Annotated in this window: 18 protein-coding genes; 12 read left to right on the top strand and 6 right to left on the bottom strand. The window is 53.6% G+C overall.

Features of this window, described 5'->3' with window-relative positions:
- Positions 1 to 13 precede the first annotated feature (13 nt).
- From kdpB to KP80_RS17085, 8 genes are all read left to right on the top strand, one after another.
- Positions 14 to 2,062: a potassium-transporting ATPase subunit KdpB gene (gene kdpB / locus KP80_RS17115; protein ID WP_052284843.1), complete on the top strand. Its 2,049-nt coding sequence runs from the start codon at positions 14 to 16 to the stop codon at positions 2,060 to 2,062.
- Positions 2,063 to 2,072: 10 nt separating this feature from the next.
- Entirely contained in the window at positions 2,073 to 2,648 is a 576-nt protein-coding gene (kdpC, locus tag KP80_RS17110; RefSeq protein ID WP_052284842.1) for a potassium-transporting ATPase subunit KdpC, read from the top strand.
- Between the two features lie 2 nt (positions 2,649 to 2,650).
- On the top strand, positions 2,651 to 5,338 hold the full coding sequence (gene kdpD, locus KP80_RS17105) for a two-component system sensor histidine kinase KdpD (protein WP_052284841.1): 2,688 nt from the start codon (positions 2,651 to 2,653) through the stop codon (positions 5,336 to 5,338).
- Positions 5,335 to 6,012: a two-component system response regulator KdpE gene (gene kdpE / locus KP80_RS17100; RefSeq protein WP_052284840.1), complete on the top strand. Its 678-nt coding sequence runs from the start codon at positions 5,335 to 5,337 to the stop codon at positions 6,010 to 6,012. The genes kdpD and kdpE overlap by 4 nt, the downstream gene beginning before the upstream one ends.
- Before the next feature lie 279 nt (positions 6,013 to 6,291).
- Positions 6,292 to 6,396, top strand: a complete 105-nt coding sequence (gene speFL / locus KP80_RS23135) for a leader peptide SpeFL (RefSeq protein WP_006819052.1) — start codon at positions 6,292 to 6,294, stop codon at positions 6,394 to 6,396.
- A 368-nt stretch (positions 6,397 to 6,764) separates the two neighbouring features.
- A complete protein-coding gene (gene speF, locus KP80_RS17095; RefSeq protein WP_052284839.1) occupies positions 6,765 to 8,960 on the top strand; it encodes an ornithine decarboxylase SpeF in 2,196 nt (731 codons plus the stop codon).
- A complete protein-coding gene (gene potE, locus KP80_RS17090; protein WP_052284838.1) occupies positions 8,957 to 10,273 on the top strand; it encodes a putrescine-ornithine antiporter in 1,317 nt (438 codons plus the stop codon). Before speF ends, potE begins: the two co-directional genes overlap by 4 nt.
- 65 nt (positions 10,274 to 10,338) lie before the next feature.
- The gene (locus tag KP80_RS17085) at positions 10,339 to 10,815 is read left to right on the top strand and encodes a pyridoxamine 5'-phosphate oxidase family protein (RefSeq protein WP_052284837.1); all 477 of its coding nucleotides are present in this window, start codon (positions 10,339 to 10,341) and stop codon (positions 10,813 to 10,815) included.
- Positions 10,816 to 10,847: 32 nt separating this feature from the next.
- On the opposite strand, the gene KP80_RS17080 is transcribed toward KP80_RS17085, so the two are convergent.
- The 3 genes from KP80_RS17080 to seqA form a co-directional block, all read right to left on the bottom strand.
- The gene (locus KP80_RS17080) at positions 10,848 to 11,180 is read right to left on the bottom strand and encodes a DUF1294 domain-containing protein (RefSeq protein WP_052284836.1); all 333 of its coding nucleotides are present in this window, start codon (positions 11,178 to 11,180) and stop codon (positions 10,848 to 10,850) included.
- 175 nt (positions 11,181 to 11,355) lie between these two features.
- On the bottom strand, positions 11,356 to 12,996 hold the full coding sequence (gene pgm, locus KP80_RS17075; RefSeq protein ID WP_052284835.1) for a phosphoglucomutase (alpha-D-glucose-1,6-bisphosphate-dependent): 1,641 nt from the start codon (positions 12,994 to 12,996) through the stop codon (positions 11,356 to 11,358).
- Between the two features lie 32 nt (positions 12,997 to 13,028).
- Entirely contained in the window at positions 13,029 to 13,598 is a 570-nt protein-coding gene (seqA, locus tag KP80_RS17070) for a replication initiation negative regulator SeqA (protein WP_052284834.1), read from the bottom strand.
- 182 nt (positions 13,599 to 13,780) lie between these two features.
- Here seqA and ybfF point away from each other — a divergent pair, with 182 nt between their 5' ends.
- The 4 genes from ybfF (at position 13,781) to fur (ending at position 16,400) form a co-directional block, all read left to right on the top strand.
- Positions 13,781 to 14,545, top strand: a complete 765-nt coding sequence (ybfF, locus tag KP80_RS17065) for an esterase (protein WP_052284833.1) — start codon at positions 13,781 to 13,783, stop codon at positions 14,543 to 14,545.
- A gap of 130 nt (positions 14,546 to 14,675) precedes the next feature.
- Positions 14,676 to 14,969, top strand: coding sequence for a LexA regulated protein (gene ybfE, locus KP80_RS17060; protein WP_052284878.1), 294 nt, complete (start codon positions 14,676 to 14,678; stop codon positions 14,967 to 14,969).
- 151 nt (positions 14,970 to 15,120) lie between these two features.
- The gene (fldA, locus tag KP80_RS17055; protein WP_035892693.1) at positions 15,121 to 15,651 is read left to right on the top strand and encodes a flavodoxin FldA; all 531 of its coding nucleotides are present in this window, start codon (positions 15,121 to 15,123) and stop codon (positions 15,649 to 15,651) included.
- Positions 15,652 to 15,947: 296 nt separating this feature from the next.
- Positions 15,948 to 16,400 carry a ferric iron uptake transcriptional regulator gene (fur, locus tag KP80_RS17050; RefSeq protein ID WP_052284832.1) on the top strand — a complete coding sequence of 151 codons (453 nt, stop codon included), beginning with the start codon at positions 15,948 to 15,950 and terminating at the stop codon, positions 16,398 to 16,400.
- Between the two features lie 117 nt (positions 16,401 to 16,517).
- Here the strand turns inward: fur and chiQ are convergent, their stop codons facing one another.
- From chiQ to glnS, 3 genes are all read right to left on the bottom strand, one after another.
- The gene (chiQ, locus tag KP80_RS17045; protein WP_052284831.1) at positions 16,518 to 16,853 is read right to left on the bottom strand and encodes a ChiQ/YbfN family lipoprotein; all 336 of its coding nucleotides are present in this window, start codon (positions 16,851 to 16,853) and stop codon (positions 16,518 to 16,520) included.
- 50 nt (positions 16,854 to 16,903) lie between these two features.
- Positions 16,904 to 18,310: a chitoporin ChiP gene (gene chiP / locus KP80_RS17040; protein WP_052284830.1), complete on the bottom strand. Its 1,407-nt coding sequence runs from the start codon at positions 18,308 to 18,310 to the stop codon at positions 16,904 to 16,906.
- A 424-nt stretch (positions 18,311 to 18,734) separates the two neighbouring features.
- The gene (glnS, locus tag KP80_RS17035; RefSeq protein WP_052284829.1) at positions 18,735 to 20,393 is read right to left on the bottom strand and encodes a glutamine--tRNA ligase; all 1,659 of its coding nucleotides are present in this window, start codon (positions 20,391 to 20,393) and stop codon (positions 18,735 to 18,737) included.
- Between the last annotated feature and the right edge of the window lie 114 nt (positions 20,394 to 20,507).

Below are 20,507 nucleotides of genomic sequence, written 5' to 3'. Positions count from 1 at the left end.
GGAGCTATTGGTTATGAGTCGCAAACAACTGGCCCTGTTTGAGCCCTCTTTGGTTCGCCAGGCGCTGATCGACGCCGTGAAGAAACTCAACCCCTCCATTCAGTGGCGCAACCCGGTGATGTTCATCGTCTGGCTGGGAAGCGTGCTGACCAGCGGTCTGGCTATCGCCATGGCAATGGGTGTTTTACCCGGTAATGTCTGGTTTAGCGGGGCTATTGCCCTGTGGCTGTGGTTTACCGTGCTGTTTGCCAACTTCGCCGAAGCGATGGCTGAAGGCCGCAGCAAAGCGCAGGCCAACAGCCTGCGCGGGGTGAAGAAAACCGCGTTTGCCCGCAAGCTGCGTGAAGCGCGTTACGGCGCGCAGATGGACCACGTCCCGGCCGATGAACTGCGCAAAGGTGATGTGGTGTTGGTGGAAGCCGGCGACATCATCCCTTGTGATGGTGAAGTGATTGAAGGTGGCGCGTCGGTCGATGAAAGCGCCATCACCGGTGAATCGGCTCCGGTTATCCGCGAGTCCGGCGGCGACTTCGCCTCGGTCACCGGCGGCACGCGCATTCTCTCCGACTGGCTTGTCGTGCGCTGTAGCGTTAACCCGGGAGAAACCTTCCTTGATCGGATGATCGCGATGGTCGAGGGCGCCCAGCGCCGTAAAACGCCAAACGAAATTGCGCTGACTATTCTGCTGGTCGCCTTAACGATTGTGTTTCTGCTGGCGACCGCCACCATCTGGCCGTTTTCCGCCTGGAGCGGAACACCAATTAGCGTCACCGTCCTGGTCGCCCTGCTGGTGTGTCTGATTCCGACCACCATCGGCGGGCTGTTATCAGCCATTGGTGTTGCTGGGATGAGCCGTATGCTGGGGGCTAACGTTATTGCCACCAGCGGGCGTGCGGTAGAAGCGGCGGGCGATGTTGACGTCCTGCTGCTGGATAAAACCGGCACCATTACGCTCGGTAACCGTCAGGCTTCGCAGTTCCTGCCTGCTCATGGCGTAGATGAAAAAACGCTGGCCGATGCCGCCCAGCTCTCTTCGCTGGCAGATGAAACGCCGGAAGGCCGCAGCATCGTGGTACTGGCCAAACAGCGCTTTAATCTGCGTGAGCGAGACGTCCAGGCGCTGCACGCCACCTTCGTGCCGTTTACCGCCCAGAGCCGGATGAGCGGGATCAATATCGATAACCGCATGATCCGCAAAGGTTCAGTAGATGCCATTCGTCGCCATATTGAAACGAATGGCGGCAGCTTCCCGCTCGACGTGGAGCAAAAAGTAGAAAGCGTCGCGAGCCTTGGCGCAACGCCACTGGTGGTTGCCGAAGGCGCCCGCGTGCTGGGCGTCATTGCCTTAAAAGATATCGTCAAAGGCGGCATTAAAGAGCGTTTTGCCCAGCTGCGGAAGATGGGGATTAAGACGGTGATGATCACCGGCGATAACCGCTTAACCGCCGCCGCCATTGCCGCCGAAGCGGGTGTGGATGACTTCCTTGCCGAAGCGACGCCGGAGGCGAAGCTGGCGCTAATTCGTCAATACCAGTCGGAAGGCCGGATGGTGGCGATGACCGGCGACGGCACCAACGATGCCCCGGCGCTGGCCCAAGCCGATGTGGCGGTTGCGATGAACTCGGGTACCCAGGCCGCGAAAGAAGCCGGCAACATGGTTGACCTCGACTCTAACCCGACCAAGCTGATTGAAGTGGTGCATATCGGCAAACAAATGCTGATGACCCGTGGCTCGCTGACCACCTTCAGTATTGCCAACGACGTGGCGAAATATTTCGCCATTATTCCAGCGGCGTTTGCCGCCAGCTGGCCGCAGTTGGGCGTGCTGAACATTATGCATCTGCACTCGCCCAACTCGGCTATTCTGAGCGCCGTTATCTTCAACGCGCTGATTATCGTCTTCCTGCTGCCGCTGGCGCTGAAAGGCGTGAGCTATCGCCCGCTATCAGCCTCAGCGATGCTGCGCCGCAATCTGTGGATCTATGGTGCAGGTGGCCTGGTGGTACCGTTTATTGGCATTAAAATAATTGATGTGCTGTTAACCCTGCTGGGTTTGGTGTGAGGAAATAACCATGTCTGCATTACGTCCCGCGATTGTGATTTTTCTGTTCCTGACGCTCATTACCGGTGGCGTCTATCCGCTGGTAACCACCGCATTGGGGCAGTGGCTGTTCCCCTCTCAGGCCAACGGCTCGCTTATTTTTGAAAACCACGAGCTGCGCGGATCGCAGCTGATCGGTCAGAACTATAGCGATCCTGGCTACTTCCAGGGTCGTCCTTCGGCAACCGCCGACATGCCGAATAACCCGATGGCTTCCGGCGGTAGCAACCTCGCCGCCAGTAACCCGGCGCTGGATAAACTGTTCACCGACCGCATTGCAGCGCTACGCACGGCGAATCCCGATGCTAGCGCGACCGTACCGGTGGAACTGGTGACCGCCTCTGCCAGCGGATTGGATCCTAATCTGACCCCTGACGCGGCACTATGGCAGGTGCCACGCATCGCCAAAGCGCGCAATGTTTCTGCCGCCTGGCTACGAGCAAAGGTGGAAGCTGCAACGCATACGCCGCTGTTCGGCTTTCTTGGCCAACCTGTGGTAAATATTACTGAGCTGAATATGGCGCTGGATGCCCACAAGGATAATTAATAATGACCGACGAGCCGCTGCGTCCAAACCCGGATCGCCTGCTGGAACATACCGCCGAAGCCCACAGGGGCAAGCTGAAGATTTTCTTCGGTGCCTGCGCTGGGGTGGGGAAAACCTGGGCGATGCTGGCCGAAGCGCAGCGTCTTCGCTCACAGGGATTGGATGTGCTGGCAGGGGTGGTGGAAACCCACGGCCGTAAAGAGACGGCGGCGATGCTTAAGGGACTGAGCACGCTGCCGCCTAAACGCACCGCCTATCGCGGGCGCTACGTGGTGGAGTTCGATCTCGATGCCGCCCTCGCCCGTCGCCCGGCGTTGGTATTAATGGATGAACTGGCGCACAGCAACGCGCCTGGCTCTCGCCATCCTAAACGCTGGCAGGATATCGATGAGCTGCTGGAAGCGGGTATCGACGTCTTTACCACCGTAAACGTTCAGCATCTGGAAAGCTTGAATGACGTGGTCAGCGGCGTCACCGGCATTCAGGTACGCGAAACCGTACCCGATCCTTTCTTTGATGCCGCCGATGAAGTGGTGTTGGTTGACCTTCCCCCGGACGACCTGCGCCAGCGGCTGAACGAAGGCAAGGTGTACATTGCGGGCCAGGCCGAACGGGCGATTGAAAATTTCTTCCGTAAAGGCAACCTGATTGCCTTGCGTGAACTGGCGCTGCGCCGTACCGCCGAACGCGTTGACGACCAAATGCGCGCCTGGCGCGATACCCAGGGCCAGGAAAAAGTCTGGCATACCCACGATGCCATTTTACTGTGTATTGGCCACCACACCGGCAGCGAAAAGCTGGTACGCACCGCCGCCCGATTGGCCTCGCGCCTCGGCAGCGCCTGGCACGCCGTCTACGTTGAAACACCCACATTGCACCGCCTGCCAGAACCTCAGCGGCGGGCGATTCTTAACGCCCTTCGGCTGGCGCAGGAGCTGGGCGCCGAAACGGCTACCCTTTCGGAACCCTCGGAAGAGGCCGCCGTCATCCGCTACGCTCGCGAACATAATCTCGGAAAAATAGTGATTGGCCGCCAGCAGAAACGCCATTGGTGGCGCGGTGAACGCTTTGGCGAAAGAATTTCCCGCCATGCGCCGGAGTTGGATTTACTGGTTGTAGGCATCGATGAATCCCCGCTGCCGCTGCCGGACAACAGCCACGATCGGCGGCCATTTATCGATAAATGGCGCGTGCAAATCCGCGGCTGCCTGGTGGCGCTGGGGCTGTGTGCCGCCATTACCTTTATCGCCGCACAGTGGCTGGTGGCGTTCGAGGCCGCAAACCTGGTGATGCTCTATCTGCTGGGCGTGGTGATCGTTGCGCTGTTTTACGGCCGCTGGCCGTCGGTGCTGGCGACGGTGATTAACGTGGTCAGCTTCGATCTGGTGTTTGTTGCCCCGCGCGGTACGCTGGCGGTATCCGACGTGCAGTACCTGCTCACCTTTGGCGTAATGCTTACCGTCGGACTGGTGATTGGTAATTTAACTGCCGGGGTGCGCTACCAGGCACGGGTCGCGCGCTATCGCGAACAACGTACCCGCCAGCTTTACGAAATGTCGAAAACGCTCGCCGTCGGCCGTAATGCTACCGACATTGCCCATACCTGCGAGCAATATATTCGCTCGACGTTTCACGCCCGTAGCCAGGTTCTGATGCCTGATGAGCACGGCAAACTGGCAGCGCTCACCCAACAAGAAGGTATGACGCCATGGGATGAAGCCATCGCCCACTGGAGTTTTGATAAGGGGCTGCCCGCCGGGGCAGGCACCGACACGCTGCCCGGTGTTCCTTATTTAATACTGCCGCTGCGCGGTGCCGACAGTACCCACGGGCTTATTGTGGTCGAGCCGCAAAATCTGCGCCAGTTGATGATCCCCGAACAACAGCGGTTGCTAGAGACCTTTACGCTGCTGGTCGCCAGCGCGCTAGAACGGCTCGCGCTTACCGCCAGCGAAGAGCAATCACGACTTATCAGTGAACGAGAAAGCCTGCGTAACTCGTTGCTGGCCGCGCTTTCTCACGATTTGCGCACGCCGCTCACCGTGCTGTTTGGCCAGGCGGAAATCCTCACGCTCGATCTTGCCAGCAGTGGTTCCCCTTATGCGCCACAGGCTAACGAGATTCGTCAGCACGTGCTCAATACCACCCGGCTGGTTAATAACCTGCTGGATATGGCGCGCATTCAGTCCGGCGGTTTTAACCTGAATAAAGAGTGGCTAACGCTGGAAGAGGTGGTCGGCAGCGCGCTACGGATGCTCGAGCCGGGATTAAACGGTAGGCAGATTAGACTCACCCTCCCCGACCCATTGCTGCTGGTGTATCTGGACGGCCCGCTGTTTGAACGCGTGCTGATTAATCTGCTCGAGAACGCCGTGAAATATGCCGGAGACGACGCAGAAATTGGCATCACCGCGACAACCGAAAACGGCCATCTACAGCTGGATGTCTGGGACAGTGGTCCGGGTATTCCAAGTGGACAAGAGCAGCAGATCTTCGCCAAATTCTCTCGCGGCAACAAAGAGTCCGCCATTCCCGGCGTCGGACTAGGGCTGGCTATTTGCCAGGCGATTGTTGATATCCACGGTGGCACCCTTTCCGCCAGCAACCGGCCGGAAGGCGGCGCTTGTTTTCGTGTTACACTTCCACAAGAGAAACCGCCCGAACTGGAAGAGGCTCCGGAAGATCTGTGACCAGCGTTCTGATTGTTGAAGATGAAGATGCTATTCGTCGTTTTCTGCGCACCGCGCTGGAAGCTGATGCACTGCGCGTGTATGACGCCCCGACTCTGCAGCGTGGTTTGCTGGAGGCAGCAACGCGCAAACCGGATCTGATTATCCTCGACCTCGGCTTACCCGATGGTGACGGCCTCGATTTTATTCGTGATATTCGTCAGTGGAGCCCGGTACCGATTATCGTGCTGTCGGCCCGCAGTGAAGAAAGCGATAAGATTGCCGCACTGGACGCCGGTGCTGATGACTATCTCAGTAAACCCTTTGGTATTGGCGAACTGCAGGCACGCCTGCGCGTGGCGCTGCGTCGTCATGCCGGCGCTCAGCCTAATGAACCGGTGGTCTCTTTCTCCAATATCACCGTTGATCTTGCCGCTCGCCGCATCGTACGCGGCAGTGAAGAGATTCATCTCACCCCGATTGAGTTCCGTCTGCTGGCCGTGTTGCTCAACAACGTAGGGAAAGTGCTGACTCAGCGCCAGTTGTTGAACCAGGTGTGGGGGCCCAATGCGGTGGAGCATAGTCACTATTTACGCATTTATATGGGGCACCTTCGGCAGAAGCTGGAAATAGATCCCGCGCGCCCACAGCATTTATTAACAGAAACCGGTATCGGCTATCGCTTTATGTTGTGAATACTTATTCATAATAATAAGATAATACTCAAACATTATTATCGCCGCATTGTTTAATAGAATAAAAATATCAATATTAGCTACGCGGCGTTTATTTAAATAAAATTTAAAACACTTCATTTACATAAAATACACATTTCAGCATTTCATCCTGACCGCCCGCCTACTAACAATGGATTATTTTATAAATGATCTCTCGTTGTTGATCATCATCACAGTTTTAACTCCATTCAGAGATAAAATGACTCCGCTTTAAGATATTCATCGGAGGTATACGAAATGGAAAATAATAACCGAATGATGCCCCATATAAGGCGGACAACGCATATTATGATGTTTGCCCACCGTAATAGTTTCGACTTTCACTTCTTTAACGCCCGATAAGTCTTCCGACTTCGGGCGCCCCGCAGCTATTCCCTGCTATACGCAAAATCATTCAAATTGCATCAAGGCGGCAAGTGAGTAAATCCCCAGAAACTTACTCCAGTAAGTGCCTGTGGTGAACGAACGTAGCCTATTCTGAAGCGGCTTGAAGGATGACACGTATAATACAGGCTCTCGCCTGCTACCAGCGCTCGCCATGACAAACCTGAATCATCCGGCCACCGGACCGGTTGGGTTTGTGACATCCTGAAAAAAGTGACACCCTGATTTTATGATCAGCGGGATCGTATTACTTTTTTTTCCGGCGATATCAATTTCTCATTTGAGGAATTGAGGGACTGCTATTACCTAAAATAAAGAGTCGAAAAATGTCTGAATTAAAAATTGCCGTCAGCCGTACTTGCCCGGACTGTTTTACTACCCAGCGTAATATTATCAATACCTGCGACACGAATTTCATTGATGTCGCCGCCGCCGTATTATCCATTGAAGACATTGAGTGCGGTAAACTCGATGAAATAGATGCAACGGGTTATAACCTGCCCGTGTTTATTGCTATTAATAAAGAACAAATCGTGCCGTCTGAATATCTCTCACGAATTCAAGGGGTATTTGAACATGACGAAACGCGCAATGACTTCTACGGTCGCCAACTGGAAGCCGCCGCGCACAAGTACGAAGTGCAGCTGCGTCCGCCATTCTTTAGCGCGCTGGTCGACTATGTCGCTCAGGGCAACAGCGCATTTGACTGTCCAGGGCACCAGGGTGGTGAATTCTTCCGTCGCCACCCAGCCGGTAACCAATTCGTCGAGTATTTTGGCGAAACGTTATTCCGCTCTGACCTGTGTAATGCCGACGTCGCCATGGGTGACCTGCTGATTCACGAAGGCGCACCGTGCATCGCCCAACAGCACGCCGCTAAAGTGTTTAACGCCGATAAAACGTATTTCGTACTGAACGGGACCTCATCTTCCAACAAAGTGGTGCTGAACGCGCTGCTGACCCCAGGGGATCTGGTGCTGTTTGACCGTAATAACCACAAATCCAACCACCACGGCGCGCTGCTGCAGGCTGGGGCAACGCCGGTGTATCTGGAAACGGCGCGTAACCCGTACGGCTTTATCGGCGGTATCGACGCCCACTGCTTCGAAGAGAGCTACCTACGTGAGTTGGTTGCGGAAGTGGCACCCAATCGTGCCCGTAACGAACGTCCATTCCGTCTGGCCGTTATTCAGCTCGGCACCTATGACGGCACCATCTATAACGCCCGTCAGGTGGTAGATAAGATTGGTCATCTGTGCGACTACATCCTGTTTGACTCCGCGTGGGTTGGCTACGAACAGTTTATTCCGATGATGGCAGACTGCTCGCCGCTGCTGCTTGAGCTGAACGAAAATGACCCAGGTATTCTGGTCACTCAGTCCGTGCATAAACAGCAGGCCGGTTTCTCCCAGACCTCTCAGATCCACAAAAAAGACAGCCACATTAAAGGCCAGCAGCGCTACGTTCCGCATAAGCGCCTGAACAACGCCTTTATGATGCACGCCTCTACCAGCCCGTTCTATCCGCTGTTTGCCGCACTGGATATCAACGCCAAAATGCATGAAGGCCAGGCCGGTCGTAACATGTGGATGGACTGCGTTTCTAACGGTATCGAAGCCCGTAAGCTGATTCTCGATAACTGCCACCATATTCGCCCATTTGTGCCAGAACAGGTTGACGGTAAACCATGGCAGTCGTTTGAAACCAAAGAGATCGCCAACGACCTGCGCTTCTTCCACTTCGTTCCAGGCGAACGCTGGCACGGCTTTGAAGGCTATGCCGAACATCAGTACTTTGTCGACCCATGCAAACTGTTGCTGACCACACCGGGTATCGATGCTAACGGTGAGTACGACACCTTCGGCGTACCGGCAACGATTCTGGCGAACTTCCTGCGTGAGCACGGTGTAGTACCGGAAAAATGCGACCTGAACTCCATCCTGTTCCTGCTGACCCCAGCCGAAGACATGGCTAAGTTGCAGCAACTGGTGGCTCTGCTGGTTCGTTTCGAAGCGCTGCTGGAAGCCGATGCACCACTGAAAGATGTCCTGCCATCCCTCTATGGCCAGCATAAAGATCGTTATGCGGATTACACCCTGCGCCAGCTGTGCCAGGAAATGCACAACCTGTATGCCCGTCATAACGTGAAACAACTGCAAAAAGAGATGTTCCGTAAATCACACTTCCCGCGCGTCAGCATGAACCCGCAGGATGCCAACTACGCCTATCTGCGTGGCGAAGTGGAACTGGTTCCCCTGTCGCAGGCGGAAGGTCGAATCGCCGCCGAAGGTGCCCTGCCATATCCTCCAGGTGTGCTGTGCGTAGTCCCTGGTGAAATCTGGGGTGACTCCGTGCTGCGTTACTTCACCGCGCTGGAAGAAGGCATCAACCTGCTGCCGGGCTTCGCGCCGGAACTGCAGGGGGTTTACATCCAGGAAAACGACGGACGCAAACAGGTGTGGTGCTACGTCATTGAATCTCAGCTGCCGCAACCTGCGCTGCTTAAAGGTGAGAAATTATGAGCAAAGCTAACAACAAAATGGGTGTTGTTCAGCTCACCATCCTGACGATGGTGAATATGATGGGCTCCGGTATTATCATGCTGCCCACCAAGCTTGCTGAAGTGGGCACCATTTCAATTATCTCCTGGCTGGTGACCGCCGTCGGTTCGATGGCGTTAGCCTGGGCCTTCGCTAAATGCGGGATGTTCAGTAAGAAATCCGGTGGGATGGGCGGCTATGCCGAGTATGCCTTTGGTAAGTCAGGCAACTTTATGGCCAACTACACCTACGGCGTGTCGCTACTGATTGCTAACGTGGCCATCGCCATTTCTGCTGTCGGTTACGGCACCGAGTTATTCGGTGCCACACTAAGTCCAGTGCAAATCGGGATCGCCACCATCTGCGTGCTGTGGATCTGTACCGTCGCTAACTTCGGTGGTGCACGTATTACCGGTCAGATCAGTAGCATTACGGTATGGGGGGTCATCATCCCCGTGGTCGGTCTGTGCGTGATTGGCTGGTTCTGGTTCAGCCCAACCATGTACGCGGAGTCCTGGAACCCACATCACGTACCGTTCTTTACCGCAGTCGGTTCTTCGATTGCCATGACGCTGTGGGCGTTCCTCGGTCTGGAATCTGCCTGCGCTAACGCCGAAGTGGTGGAAAATCCTGAGCGTAACGTGCCGATCGCCGTGCTGGGCGGGACATTGGGGGCGGCGGTGATTTATATCGTCTCCACCAACGTGATTGCCGGTATTGTGCCAAACATGGATCTGGCAAACTCCACCGCACCGTTTGGTCTTGCCTTTGCACAAATGTTCACCCCGGAAGTGGGGAAAGTGATCATGGCGCTGATGATCATGTCCTGCTGCGGTTCACTGCTCGGCTGGCAGTTCACCATCGCCCAAGTGTTCAAATCTTCGGCTGACGAAGGCTACTTCCCGAAAGTATTCTCTCAGGTGAGTAAAGCCGATGCGCCGGTGAAAGGGATGCTGGTGATTGTGGTGATTCAGTCCGGGTTGTCGTTAATGACCATCAGCCCGTCGCTGAACAATCAGTTCAACGTGCTGGTTAACCTGGCGGTTGTGACCAACATTATCCCGTACATTCTGTCGATGGCGGCGCTGGCGATTATCCAACGCATGGCGAATGTGCCTGCTGGCAAAGCCCGCATGGCTAATATCGTGGCGTTCATTGGTGCAATGTACAGCTTCTACGCCCTGTTCTCTTCCGGTGAAGAAGCAATGCTGTACGGTTCCATCGTGACCTTCCTTGGCTGGACGCTGTACGGCCTGGTATCACCACGCTTTGAACTGAAAAACAAACACAGTTAAAACCTTTACGGGTTGCTGGCAACGGCAACCCGCTTCCTTTCCTTCTCCTTCATAAGACCGCCACCATGAGCAATCCACAACGTATTGTCTCCGATATCGACACCCTACTTGCCATTATCCAGCGCCATCACATCTGCCGGATTGCGCTCAATGACGAAAGCAGCCCGTATATCGTGCCAGTCAATTTTGGCTATGCGTATCAGGATGGGCATTGGGCAATCTTTTTCCACGGCGCACGCTGCGGGAAAAAAATGCGCCTGCTGCGAAAAAATCCAGCGATTAGCGTTGAGATTGATGGCGACCATCAATTGATTCAGGCCGAAGAGGCCTGCGATTACAGCTACGGCTATACCAGCATTATCGCCAAAGGACGGGCAACCATTTTGCAGCAACCGGAAGAGATGAAACAGGGTCTCGACGTCATCATGCATCAGGCCGTACCAGGAAAACACTTCAGCTACCGTGACGACATGATGAAAGCAGTTTGCGTGGTGCGTATCGACTGTGAGGAATTAACCTGCCGTCGAAATCAGGAAGGATAAACCCCTCATCTTCATGGGGGAGAGAGCGGGTGCTATGCCTGCCAGTATCCCCACCCCACCACCGCCAGTACATTTAACACCACGCTCAGCATAAACCAGGTGCGGAACGGCTGTTTCTGGGTTTTGTGGCGGAACACCTGCTGCGCCACCAGCGCACCAACCCAACCACCAACGAGGCCATACAGCAGCAGCGTCATTTCAGGCACTCGCTGCCAGCTTTTGCGAGCGGCAATTTTGTCGATACCGTATATCAACAGCGTGGCGATATTGACCATCACCAGCCATGCCCAGAATGAATGGAAATGGAAAAAACTGGCCGCCAATAGAATAGCCAGCAGGCCGTAACAAAACGGATTAAATCTCATCGCTCTACGCGTCCTACATCCTTTGGGTCACATGCGGATACGCCATGAGCGAACCGTAAACCCACTCTACGCCATAAAAAAAATCCGTAATCCCGACGGGACTACGGATTCTTCACTTCGCGAACGTTCAGGCCATCCTGAAGGGTTCGCAGTACACCTTACAACGCTTGCGCTATCAGGCGTTTTTCAGCACTTCGCTAACAATCTCTACCGCCTCTTTCTCAATCTGCTGACGATGTTCAGCACCGAGGAAACTTTCGCAGTAGATTTTATAGGCATCTTCCGTGCCGGACGGACGCGCGGCAAACCAGCCGTTGTCAGTCATCACCTTCAGACCGCCAATGGAGGCGCCGTTGCCCGGAGCCGCCGTCAGACGCGCGGTGATAGGATCGCCGGCCAGGGTGCTAGCGCTAACCATTTCTGGAGACAGTTTAGACAACGCCGCTTTCTGCGCGGACGTTGCGCTCGCCTGCAGACGGTTGTAGCTCGGCGCACCAAAGCGTGCCGCCAGCTCATTGTAGTGCTCCTGCGGGTTTTTACCGGTGACTGCGGTAATCTCTGCCGCCAGCAGACACATAATGATGCCGTCTTTGTCGGTGGACCACGGCGTGCCATCAAAGCGCAGGAAAGAAGCCCCCGCGCTCTCTTCACCGCCGAAGCCAAAGCTGCCGTCGAACAGACCGTCAACAAACCATTTAAAACCAACCGGAACTTCTACCAGCTTACGGCCCAGATCGTTGACCACACGGTCAATCATCGCGGAGGAGACGAGAGTCTTACCGACCGCCACATCTTTGCCCCACTGCGGACGATGCTGGAACAGATAGTTGATGGCCACCGCCAGATAATGGTTCGGGTTCATCAATCCCGCCGGCGTCACAATACCGTGACGGTCGTAATCCGGGTCGTTGGCAAACGCCAGGTCGAACTTATCACGCAGCGCCAGCAGGCCCGCCATCGCGCACTCGGAAGAGCAGTCCATACGGATTGCGCCATCTTTATCGAGATGCATAAAGCGGAAAGTCTGGTCAACGTGATCGTTCACGATGGTCAGATTCAGATTGTAGTGCTTAGCGATACGCTTCCAGTATTCAATACCGGAACCACCCAGTGGATCGACGCCCAACGTCAGGCCCGCTTTCTGGATAGCCGCCATATCGACGATATCCGCCAGCCCTTCAATAAATGGCTGCACCAGATCCACTTCTTTGACGTGGCCGGAAGCCAGCGCCGCATCGTAAGAGATACGCTTCACGCCGTTAAGGCCAGCGGCTAACAGGGCGTTAGCGCGATCTTCAACCACTTTGGTGACGTTGGTATCAGCAGGGCCACCGTTTGGTGGGTTGTATTTGATACCGCCGTCTTCCGGCGGGTTATGGGATGGCGTAATCACGATCCCATCAGCCTGCGGGCCGCCTTTTTTGTTATGCACAAGGATGGCATTGGAGATAGCCGGGGTCGGCGTAAAACCATTGTTTTCCTGCACAATGACATCAACACCATTTGCTGCCAACACTTCAAGAACAGAGATAAACGCAGGCTCGGAGAGTGCGTGAGTATCTTTCCCGACGTAGCATGGGCCCGTAATTCCATTTTTCGCGCGCTCTTCAGCGATTGCCTGAGCAATGGCTAAAATATGCTTTTCGTTGAAGCTGTGACGACCTGCGCTTCCGCGGTGACCGGAAGTCCCGAATTTCACCGCATGTTCCGCATTGCCCACGTCCGGCTGCAGTACGTAGTACTGGGACGTCAGTTGAGCAACGTTGATCAAGTCACTTTGCTGTGCAGGCTGACCCGCACGGGTATGGTTTGCCATTGCCTGGTCCTTCTTATGCAAGGGTTAGATTGTCAGTATGAGATGGTACCGCAAACCTTTTCAATCAGTTCCGCCGGGAACTGCATTGACTGCATGATGTGTTCGACCATGCTGCATTTACGGCCTGTATTCGTGTTGGTAATGACCCAGTAAGGCGTATCCGGTACCTGTTTAGGTTTCGTCTGATTACCGTTTTTCAGCAACGTCTGCTCATCGGCAGCAAAATAGACGCGGGTACGGCCATGGAGCGATTCAGTCGCTTCAGCAAACGCTTTGTTGTCCAGCGAATAGAGCGTGGTCAGGATCAGCATAAAGCGGTTAACCGCTTTTTTCTGCTCGGCATATTCGTCGGAGAGCAGCAGTTCACGCATCGCGCGGACTTTGTCTTTCGTCGTTTTTACCGTCTTAACTTCAGCAACGGGAGCAGCAGCTGGCGCAGGGGCCGGTTCTGCTTTGACGACCGGCGCTGCGGCAACTGCAGGCTGTGAAGCGGCGGTGAATTTCAGCATACGCCGTAAAATGTCGGACGCGCTCTCGCCAATGTGCAGAGTGTGAGCCGCAATATAGCGATAGAGCTCGTCATCAACTTCGATCGTTTTCATCTTAATCCGGTGCAATAATTTTTCTGGATACAATTCATTGGGATTATAAAGTCAAAACCCAACAGCGGGTAGCGCCAAACCAGGAACGCGGCAAAATTCGGATGAGTTCCTTACTTGCCCCTGAGCGTTAGAATGTCCAACATGATACCCTAACCCGACAACGCGAAAAAAAGAACTTTGCTATGAAATTGAATGTCCGAGCGCAATCTGCACAAAACCTGCACAATAATTCCCCCATCGTTCTCGTCCACGGCCTGTTTGGCAGCCTGGACAACCTCGGTATCCTTGCCCGCGATCTCGTTGCCGACCACGATATCATCCAGGTTGACATGCGCAACCACGGGCTGTCCCCACGTTCTGAAGAGATGAACTATCCGGCCATGGCGCAGGATCTCCTCGATACGCTGGATGAGCACAATATTGAAACCGCCACGCTTATCGGTCACTCCATGGGCGGAAAAGCGGTCATGGCGTTGACCGCGTTAGCACCGGATCGCATCGATAAGCTTGTCGCCATTGATATCGCGCCGGTGGATTATCACGTCCGTCGCCATGATGAGATTTTTGCCGCTATCAATGCGGTCACCAACGCGGGCGTGGCGACACGTCAGCAGGCAGCCACGATAATGCGGGAATTTCTCAAAGAGGAAGGCGTGGTTCAGTTTCTGCTGAAATCCTTCGTTGATGGTGCCTGGCGCTTCAATGTGCCGGTGCTGTGGGAACAATATCCGCATATTGTCGGCTGGGAGACCATCCCCGCATGGGATCACCCTGCCTTGTTTATCCCCGGCGGCAACTCGCCGTACGTCACCGAAGCCTATCGTGACTCGCTGCTAGCTCAGTTTCCACAGGCCAAAGCGCACGTGATTGCCGGTGCCGGCCATTGGGTTCACGCCGAAAAACCCGATGCCGTGCTGCGCGCCATCCGCCGTTACCTCGCAGAATGATTAAAAATCCATCGACCGCGCGCCAGAATGGCCGCGGTCGTTGGCGTGCGGGTTTCACTGATGTATGATTGCGCGCTGTCTGCGCTGGGCACTGCCCGGTAGCTTGTTTTCCCCGAAGTCACTCAGAATCATGGCAAAAGAACAAACGGACCGTACGACACTAGATTTGTTCGCAAATGAGCGTCGCCCGGGAAGACCAAAAACCAATCCGCTTTCGCGTGACGAACAGCTCCGCATCAATAAGCGCAACCAGCTAAAACGCGATAAAGTTCGCGGGCTTAAGCGCGTCGAGCTGAAGCTGAACAACGATGCCGTTGATGCACTCAACGAGCTGGCGACTGCCCGTGATATGAGCCGTAGCGAACTCATCGAAGAGATGTTGATGAACCAGCTTGCGCTGCTGCACGGACAAGGGAAAGTCTGAAAAATCCCCCCAAAACACGCTTTCATGTAGCAGAGTGTGCAGTACGGCACGATTGCTGTTTCCGCACCTTGACCTGTTCTGCTATCATTGCCCTTATCTGTGGGCAATAAGCCACCACCATATCATTAAGTTTCAAGAGGTTATTTTACTCATGGCAATCGTTGGCATCTTCTTCGGTAGCGATACCGGAAACACCGAAAATATCGCAAAAATGATTCAGAAACAGCTGGGTAAAGATGTCGCTGACGTTCATGACATCGCCAAGAGCAGCAAAGAGGATCTGGAAGCATTCGATATCCTGCTGCTGGGCATCCCAACCTGGTACTACGGTGAAGCACAGTGCGATTGGGATGATTTCTTCCCAACCCTGGAAGAAGTGGATTTCAACGGCAAACTGGTTGCGCTGTTTGGCTGCGGCGACCAGGAAGACTACGCAGAATATTTCTGTGATGCCCTGGGCACCATTCGCGACATTATTGAACCACGTGGTGCAACCATCGTCGGCCACTGGCCGACCGCCGGTTACCATTTCGAAGCGTCCAAAGGTCTTGCCGATGACGATCACTTCGTCGGTCTGGCAATTGACGAAGATCGTCAGCCAGAACTGACCGCAGAGCGCGTTGAGAAGTGGGTTAAGCAGGTTGCCGAAGAGCTGCACCTGGAAGAGATCAAAAACGCGTAATCGCGATAATGAGGTGTGATTATTGAATCGCACCTCATTAATAGGTAAAAGCAATTAAAATAATAGCTACAAATTTTTAACTTTTTATCGCATACCTGTACAATATCTTCAGATTTGGCGCAGGTTCATCGCTCAGTTTGTCGGTGAAGCCTCGTTTTTGAAAGCTTAGCTTACCCGGGCCTTGCTGTTTTCATTTTGATAGGGCCATTCTATAATGAGACGCATTAATTCGGGTGCATTCTCTGTGAAACTTTCGCTGATGGAAGTTAATCGTTTAGCAACAGGACAGATTCCGCATGACTGACAATAATACCGCATTAAAGAAGGCTGGCCTGAAAGTCACACTTCCACGGTTAAAGATTCTGGAAGTTCTTCAGGAACCTCATAACCACCATGTCAGCGCGGAAGACTTATACAAACGCCTGATCGACATGGGTGAAGAGATCGGTTTAGCCACGGTTTACCGCGTACTGAACCAGTTTGATGACGCTGGCATCGTGACTCGTCATAATTTCGAAGGCGGCAAATCCGTATTCGAACTGACCCAGCAGCATCACCACGATCACCTGATCTGCCTCGACTGCGGCAAAGTTATCGAATTCAGCGATGATTCCATCGAAGCGCGTCAGCGCGAAATTGCCACCAAGTACGGAATTCGCTTAACCAACCACAGTCTGTATCTTTACGGCCACTGCGCTGAAGGCGACTGCCGCGAAGATGAACACGCTCACGACGGCGTCGAAAAATAACGACTCACCGTTCGTCAAAAAGCCAGCCATTATGCGCTGGTTTTTTTTGCCCCGCTTTTGGCTTCAGACATAAAAAAAACCGCTGCAAGCAGCGGTTTTTCCGTTCGTCGAGAGACGTTATTTCTGTGGCGTATTGTTGCTGCGAATTTCCTGCCAAATCTTATCGCATTTGCTCGCAACGGCCTGATCGTTACCCGTTTTTCTTGCCAGGATGCACTGCTGATAATCCATCACGCGCACGCTTTCCTGATTAGCGAACTGCTCGTGTTTCTTATCTTGCTTCAGCACATTTAACACGCTCTGGCAGGCCTGGATTTTATCCGGGTTACCTTCTGCCGTGTTGATACAGGCGCTATAAGCATCTTTCAGTTTCGTGTCTTCTTTCGGTGCAGGTGATTGCGCGCAAGCGGTAAGGCCAGCAGCCATTAAGGCAACAATAATCAATTTTTTCATGCGATGAACCTCTTAGCGGCGGCAGAGGTTTCCCCCTGCCGCGTCATGCATCAGAAAATAGTGAACGGGGCGATAACCATGAATTTCACGTCACGCTCGTCCTGGAAGATGTTGCCGTAACCACCGCCCCAGCTTGGGATGTCGGAGTGGTTGTCATACTGCGTGAAGTGCAGTTTGAACAGAGTCCCTTTCGCGCGGCCATCCTGAACGGTGTAAGCCACATCGAGGCTGTAAGCAGACTCTTTGATTTTGTTGTTTTTGTCGTAGTAGGCATCTGGGTTCATCTGCCAGGTCGCAGGTTTAGCATCCCATGCATAGACGTAGGACGCGCCCACTGCCCAGCCCGGGAGATCCCAGTTTTTCAGGTCATACATGGTACCGAAGAACACTGCTTTTTCGCCGTTGGCGTTGAAGTCAGAACGGTTATCCCACCAGATATCCAGACGACCGTTGGAGGACGCGTAAGTTGGGGTCATACGCTGCAGGAAGTAGCCCTGCTGGCCTTCCGCTTTAACCCAGGTCCCTTCCAGACGGAAGTCGAAGACCTCTTTCAGCTTGTAGCCGAAGGTTAACGCCTGCAACCATGCGGTGCCGTCGTAAATATCGTTCACGCCGTGATCGCTGACTTTGTCACGGGTACCGTAGAACTGATAGCTGGTGGTCAGCGGGCCGCCAGGAATATCAAATTTATAGCTACCTTTGGCGAAGTACTGATCAACGTAGCCTTCTGCCTGACCAAATGCCGCTTCCAGCACCAGGTTATTTTTGAAATCGTATTTAGCACCGATGGAGTGCAGGTAGTCGACCTTGGTCTTCTTATCGTTCTGATAGAAGTTATCCATTTCCAGGTGCCAAGGCGCCTTATACTCGTTGGTCCACATGTAGGAGAAGCTCAGTGCACCGTTGTCGCCGTAGTCAAAGTTGGCACCGGCTTCAGCACCCTGATAGGTACCTGGCATGAAGCTCCAGTGTGGGGCTAACAGAGTCTGACCGGTTGGCTGGATGTAACCCGCACGAGCCCAGGCTGGACCGAGTTTGAATTTCGCGGCCGCTTTATACAGACTGATACCGGATTTATCGCCGCTGTAGTCTTCGCTGTAGCCTTTGTTTTTAGCAGAGAACGCGATTTCGTTCGGGTGGCCGCTTTCGCTACTTTCCGCCATTTCAATGGCGGTGAACGCCGCAATATCGATACCGAACATATCGGCAGCATAGCCAGACTGGAAGTCGAGGTTGGCGTTCCATGTGGAGTGAGACAGGTTGGTTTTATATTTATCGTGGTCGGTTACATCTTTACGGTCACGCTCACGCTGCCAGTAATAGATGCCGCCGGTTAATGATGAGTCGTCAATGAACCCTTCTGCTTTTGCTTCCGGCGTCATTGCAAAGCCTGACAGTGCTGTCACACCGGCGATAGCCAGCGCCAGCGTACTACGTTTGCCACTAAACGTACGCATAGTTATATCCTCTTTGACTTTTAAAATGCCGCCGCAAAGCAGAGGCAAAAAATAAAAACTTTAAAAAAATGAACTTCTGGAAAATGGTGTTCACTACACCGATAGACTATTTTTCGCGACGCGAATTATCAATTCTTTTCCGCAACAAGAGTGCAGGATTATGACAAAGCGCACATATTTGGTTTCAATGTGTAACGGAGTGCGTTGTTAACATTTTTTTCGTCAACCCTTGCGGGCTCTGGGACAAATGTTAATGAGACCGTTTACATCACATAACTCAGGCAAGATGCCAGGCGGGAGAGGCCACTATCAGATGTCGAATATTTGTATTAATTCGCTGCGCGAATCTATACAGATAGGATTGGGCAATAGACGATTAAAAAAAAACGCCGCAGGAGCGGCGTTTTTACAACGAGGTGGCAATTTAGCCAACCCAGGTATCACGTAAACCGACGGTGCGGTTAAATACCAGCTTCTCAGCGGTGCTGTAACGACTGTCGAGGCAGAAGTAACCCTCTCGCTCGAACTGATATGCTTTGCTGGCCTCAGCGGCCTGCAGAGACGGCTCACCGTAGCCCTGAGTGATAACCAATGATTCTGGGTTCATCACTGACAGGAAATCTTCCTCTGCACCTGGGTTTGGCACGCTGAACAGACGATCGTACAGACGAATTTCAATCGGCAGCGCATGCTGTGCACTCACCCAGTGAATCACGCCTTTCACTTTACGGCCATCGGCCGGATCTTTGCTCAGAGTCTCGGCATCGTAAGTACAGAAGATGGTAGTGATATTACCTTCGGCATCTTTCTCTACGCGCTCGGCCTTGATGACATAGGCATTGCGCAGACGCACTTCTTTACCCATGACCAGACGCTTGTACTGTTTGTTTGCTTCTTCACGGAAGTCAGCACGGTCAATCCAGATCTCTGCGCTGAACGGCACTTCACGGCTACCCATTTCCGGTTTGTTCGGATGGTTAGGCATGGAGACCATTTCGCTTTCGCCCTGCGGATAGTTTTCGATAACCAGTTTCACTGGATCGATAACCGCCATTGCGCGCGGGGCGTTTTCGTTCAGATCCTCACGAATACAGGATTCCAGAGACGCCATCTCAATGGTGTTATCCTGCTTGGTCACGCCGATGCGTTTGCAGAATTCACGGATAGCAGCCGCGGTGTAACCGCGACGACGCAGACCAGAAATGGTCGGCATACGCGGATCGTCCCAACCTTCAACGTGCTTCTCGGTCACCAGCTGGTTCAGCTTACGCTTGGACATCACGGTGTATTCCAGATTCAGGCGCGAGAATTCGTACTGACGCGGGTGAACCGGGATCGTGATGTTGTCGAGAACCCAGTCATACAGGCGACGGTTGTCCTGGAACTCCAGAGTACACAGCGAGTGCGTAATCCCTTCCAGCGCATCGCTGATGCAGTGGGTGAAGTCGTACATCGGATAGATGCACCACTTGGTGCCGGTCTGATGGTGATCGGCAAATTTAATACGGTACAGAACCGGATCCCGCATCACGACAAAAGAGGATGCCATATCGATTTTGGCGCGCAGACAGGCTTTGCCTTCTTCGAAGCCACCGGTACGCATTTTTTCGAACAGCGCCAGGTTCTCTTCCACGCTGCGATCGCGGAATGGGCTGTTTTTGCCCGGTGCGGTCAGCGAGCCGCGGTATTCGCGGATTTGTTCTGGCGTCAGTTCATCGACGTAGGCCAGACCTTTATTGATAAGTTCTACCGCATAGGCATGCAGCTGATCGAAGTAATCAGAGGAGTAGCGAACATTGCCAGACCAGTGAAAACCTAACCACTCGACGTCGTTTTTGATGGACTCAACGTATTCGATGTCTTCTTTAACCGGGTTGGTGTCATCGAAACGCAGGTTGCACTGGCCCTGGTAGTCTTGCGCAATGCCGAAGTTCAGGCAGATAGATTTCGCATGGCCGATGTGCAGATAGCCATTTGGCTCTGGCGGAAAACGAGTATGCACCGTAGTGTGCTTACCGGTAGCCAGATCTTCGTCAATGATCTGACGAATAAAGTTTGTCGGGCGGGCTTCAGCCTCACTCATCGTAGATTCCTCAAAGCGTAAACAACGTATAACGGCATATGATCTTATAAGCCGGACGGACTGACAACCTTTAGTTACGCAAAAAATGTCGCAAACGAAAATATTGGGGCAAAT

The sequence above is a fragment of the Kluyvera genomosp. 1 genome (assembly GCF_001266615.1).
GTDB classification, from domain to species: Bacteria; Pseudomonadota; Gammaproteobacteria; order Enterobacterales; family Enterobacteriaceae; genus Kluyvera; species Kluyvera cryocrescens_A.
The sequence above is the reverse complement of the archived record's forward strand: the minus strand, read 5'-3'. Positions and strand labels throughout refer to the sequence as shown.

Excerpts from the sequence above, each read along its gene's own strand:
- kdpB (WP_052284843.1), top strand. The coding sequence starts at position 14 with ATGAGTCGCAAACAACTGGCCCTGTTTGAGCCCTCTTTGGTTCGCCAG.
- kdpC (WP_052284842.1), top strand. The coding sequence starts at position 2,073 with ATGTCTGCATTACGTCCCGCGATTGTGATTTTTCTGTTCCTGACGCTC.
- kdpD (WP_052284841.1), top strand. The coding sequence starts at position 2,651 with ATGACCGACGAGCCGCTGCGTCCAAACCCGGATCGCCTGCTGGAACAT.
- speFL (WP_006819052.1), top strand. The coding sequence starts at position 6,292 with ATGGAAAATAATAACCGAATGATGCCCCATATAAGGCGGACAACGCAT.
- speF (WP_052284839.1), top strand. The coding sequence starts at position 6,765 with ATGTCTGAATTAAAAATTGCCGTCAGCCGTACTTGCCCGGACTGTTTT.
- potE (WP_052284838.1), top strand. The coding sequence starts at position 8,957 with ATGAGCAAAGCTAACAACAAAATGGGTGTTGTTCAGCTCACCATCCTG.
- KP80_RS17085 (WP_052284837.1), top strand. The coding sequence starts at position 10,339 with ATGAGCAATCCACAACGTATTGTCTCCGATATCGACACCCTACTTGCC.
- KP80_RS17080 (WP_052284836.1), bottom strand. The coding sequence starts at position 11,180 with ATGAGATTTAATCCGTTTTGTTACGGCCTGCTGGCTATTCTATTGGCG.
- pgm (WP_052284835.1), bottom strand. The coding sequence starts at position 12,996 with ATGGCAAACCATACCCGTGCGGGTCAGCCTGCACAGCAAAGTGACTTG.
- seqA (WP_052284834.1), bottom strand. The coding sequence starts at position 13,598 with ATGAAAACGATCGAAGTTGATGACGAGCTCTATCGCTATATTGCGGCT.
- ybfF (WP_052284833.1), top strand. The coding sequence starts at position 13,781 with ATGAAATTGAATGTCCGAGCGCAATCTGCACAAAACCTGCACAATAAT.
- ybfE (WP_052284878.1), top strand. The coding sequence starts at position 14,676 with ATGGCAAAAGAACAAACGGACCGTACGACACTAGATTTGTTCGCAAAT.
- fldA (WP_035892693.1), top strand. The coding sequence starts at position 15,121 with ATGGCAATCGTTGGCATCTTCTTCGGTAGCGATACCGGAAACACCGAA.
- fur (WP_052284832.1), top strand. The coding sequence starts at position 15,948 with ATGACTGACAATAATACCGCATTAAAGAAGGCTGGCCTGAAAGTCACA.
- chiQ (WP_052284831.1), bottom strand. The coding sequence starts at position 16,853 with ATGAAAAAATTGATTATTGTTGCCTTAATGGCTGCTGGCCTTACCGCT.
- chiP (WP_052284830.1), bottom strand. The coding sequence starts at position 18,310 with ATGCGTACGTTTAGTGGCAAACGTAGTACGCTGGCGCTGGCTATCGCC.
- glnS (WP_052284829.1), bottom strand. The coding sequence starts at position 20,393 with ATGAGTGAGGCTGAAGCCCGCCCGACAAACTTTATTCGTCAGATCATT.